The organism is Mesorhizobium sp. M7A.F.Ca.CA.004.04.2.1, assembly GCF_004022825.1.
In the GTDB taxonomy this organism is placed as follows: Bacteria; Pseudomonadota; Alphaproteobacteria; order Rhizobiales; family Rhizobiaceae; genus Mesorhizobium.
The window spans coordinates 1-2,566 of the sequence record NZ_RZPH01000884.1 but is presented as its reverse complement, the minus strand read 5'-3'; the positions used below and the strand labels follow the sequence as shown (position 1 = coordinate 2,566).

The window sequence follows — 2,566 nt, the reverse complement described above, 5'->3', positions numbered from 1 at the left end:
GTTCTCGAACCGCCAATCTCATTCCAAATCATCGATACCGGGCGCGCGGCATGTTCGCTCCGCGCGGCCATTCTCATTCTTCGAAAGACCGACATGAACACCGGAACCGTGAAGTTCTACAATGGCCGGACCGGCTTCATTCAGCCGACCGATGGCGGCAAGGACGTCTTTGTCCATGTCAGCGCACTGGAGCGCGCCGGCTTCCCCGGCCTCGCCGAAGGCCAGAAGCTGCAGTTCGAGTTGGAGCGTGACACCAAGGGCCGCGAGTCGGCCGCCAATTTGCAAATGATCTGATCCGGCCGAATTCGATGAACGCTGACCACGGATGTACTGGCAGCTCTCGAAAGAGGCTTATTTCCAGCGACTGCCGGAAATAGGAAAGCGGGGCTCGTCCCCGCTTTTTTGTTTTCAGGACCGCTGCTTTGCATAGGTAAGACAATGCCGGACCGCACCACCCACTCCATCGCGCACTTCACCGCACCTTTCGTGCTCGGCGGACTGGAAGGGCAGCTGCCGGCCGGCGACTACGACATCGACCACGACGAAGAGCTGATCGAGGGCATGTCGCGGCTTGCCTGGCGCCGCGTCGCCACTTTCATCCATCTGCCGGCAAGGGCAGCGAAAAACCCGCCCACCAGCCAGCTTGTCGCCATCGATTACCTCGAACTCGAAACAGCGCTGAAGCGCGACAGGGAGAATGCAGCATGATCCGTTTCCAGCAGAATGCGCGCCCGCGCACCGACACACCCGCGCACCAGTTTTCGATCGGTCAGACCGTGCGCATGAAGAGCCGCACCGGCCTCGTTCAGAAGACCGCCGAACTGTTCCAGATCAAGAGCAGGCTGCCGGTCAAGGATGGTTCGCCGCAATACCGCATCCGCAGCGAGCAGGAGACCTATGAGCGGGTCACCACCGAAGACAATCTCGAACCGGCAGATCCGGTTGTTGCCGACAACCCCGTTGTTGCCAGCAACCCGCTCGTCTGAGACCCCACCGCCAAGCCAACACTGAAGCAGGAGCACGACATGTCCAAAGGTCAACAGCGTAGCAACCGCGAGACACGCAAGCCGAAGAAGGACAAGGTCGTGGCAAAGCCCGCCTCCCCGTTCGGTTCGTCGGTCAAGCAGGCGGAGAGCAGCTTGAAGCCGAAGTCGAAAGGCTGACAAACTGGAGGGCGCGCCTCGTGCGCCCTTTCCGTCGTCCTCTGTGAGGTGGCGAATTGACTGGACAGGCCTGCGCAATGCTCTGCCACGGAGGCGCGCTTGAATTTCGTCATCGAGTTCTACCGGTTGCGCGACGCCGACGAAGCCACTCTCGACAAGGTGTCGCTGGAGGCGCCGAACCTGCGCGCCGCGCTGCAGGACGCCACCGCGCTGTTCCACACGCTGGCGATGCCGCAAATCCCCGATCGCCTGCGCATCTGTGACGACAGTGGCAGCGAGCTCTATGCCGGCCCGGCCGACGGCGCCTATCCGGTTTAGAGCAGCGGTGCTGCCCCACGACTCCATTAAAGTTCACGTAAGATCGAGGCCCTAATATCCGCCTGAACCGGGCCGCTGCCGCGATTGGTGGCCGAGACGTTGCGGGCGACCACCCACGATCGCCGCTCATACCCGAAGGCAGGAGGCGCATGGACAGGTCGCGCATCATCGTGACGGCGGTGGTGTTGGCCATGCTGGGCGCCATCTTGCCAATCGCAGCTATGTTTCATCTCGCTTGGATTCAGGCCGTCCAAAAGGAACATGAGCGGCTGCAGCTGTTCGCCAGCCGCGCCATCGCCAGGGCCGACATCTCGCTCAACGATGCCACCGCCGCCTTGCGGCAGATCGACCAGTTCACCGGCATCCGCTGTTCGGCGGACCATATAGCCCGTATGCGGCAACTCACCATCAACACGCGCCCGATCGAAGAAATGGGCTATTTCGAAAACGGCCTGCTCAAATGCTCTTCCTGGGGACCGACCGAAGGGCGCGTTGCGCAATCCACCCCTGACTTCACCACCAGGGACGGCATTGCCGTCACCGCCCGCATGCAGCCGGTGATGAGCGAGGACCATTTTCTGATGGCGCTGCGATACAGGGATCACAACGTCCTTGTCGATCCGGTACGCTTTGTCGACGTCATCGTCGATCCCAGTGTCCAGCTCGCCTTGACGACGCAAACGGGCATCCTGCTTGGCGCGTTGAACGGCCCGAATCCTGCTCGTATCGAGAAGATCATCGCCGGTCCCGGCGAAGGCATCGATGACGATCTCCTGTTTGCCACGGCGCGCGGGACGGACTGGATTGCTGTCGCCACCGAACCGACAAGCCAGATCCTGGGCAGCGTTCGCAAGCAGCAATTCATGCTGCTTCCGCTCGGCGCCTTCATGGCTGCCTTCATCATCGGCGTGGTTGTGTGGCTGTCACGAAGGCGGCTTTCGCCCTTGGGAGAATTGCAGATCGCCGTGCGCAAGCACGAATTCATCGTCCACTATCAGCCGATCGTCGAGCTCAGGACCGGCAATTGCATCGGCGCGGAAGCGCTGGTGCGCTGGAAGCGGCCGAATGGCTCCCTGGTCCGGCCC

At 61.8% G+C, this 2,566-nt stretch carries 6 protein-coding genes; all 6 read left to right on the top strand.

The genetic code is table 11. The annotated features are described in order from the left end of the window. The first annotated feature begins 93 nt into the window (after positions 1-93). On the top strand, positions 94-294 hold the full coding sequence (locus EN893_RS28655; RefSeq protein ID WP_127270517.1) for a cold-shock protein: 201 nt from the start codon (positions 94-96) through the stop codon (positions 292-294). A gap of 144 nt (positions 295-438) precedes the next feature. After that, positions 439-708: a hypothetical protein gene (locus tag EN893_RS28650; RefSeq protein WP_023809798.1), complete on the top strand. Its 270-nt coding sequence runs from the start codon at positions 439-441 to the stop codon at positions 706-708. After that, on the top strand, positions 705-986 hold the full coding sequence (locus EN893_RS28645; protein WP_127270520.1) for a hypothetical protein: 282 nt from the start codon (positions 705-707) through the stop codon (positions 984-986). Before EN893_RS28650 ends, EN893_RS28645 begins: the two co-directional genes overlap by 4 nt. 39 nt (positions 987-1,025) lie before the next feature. After that, positions 1,026-1,163, top strand: a complete 138-nt coding sequence (locus EN893_RS38300) for a hypothetical protein (RefSeq protein WP_164482279.1) — start codon at positions 1,026-1,028, stop codon at positions 1,161-1,163. Positions 1,164-1,262: 99 nt separating this feature from the next. Next, positions 1,263-1,481 (top strand): hypothetical protein, encoded by a 219-nt coding sequence (locus tag EN893_RS28640; RefSeq protein ID WP_127270522.1) that lies wholly within the window; start codon positions 1,263-1,265, stop codon positions 1,479-1,481. Positions 1,482-1,630: 149 nt separating this feature from the next. Continuing rightward, on the top strand, positions 1,631-2,566 hold a 936-nt coding region (locus EN893_RS28635; protein ID WP_128361973.1), incomplete at its 3' end, for a CSS-motif domain-containing protein.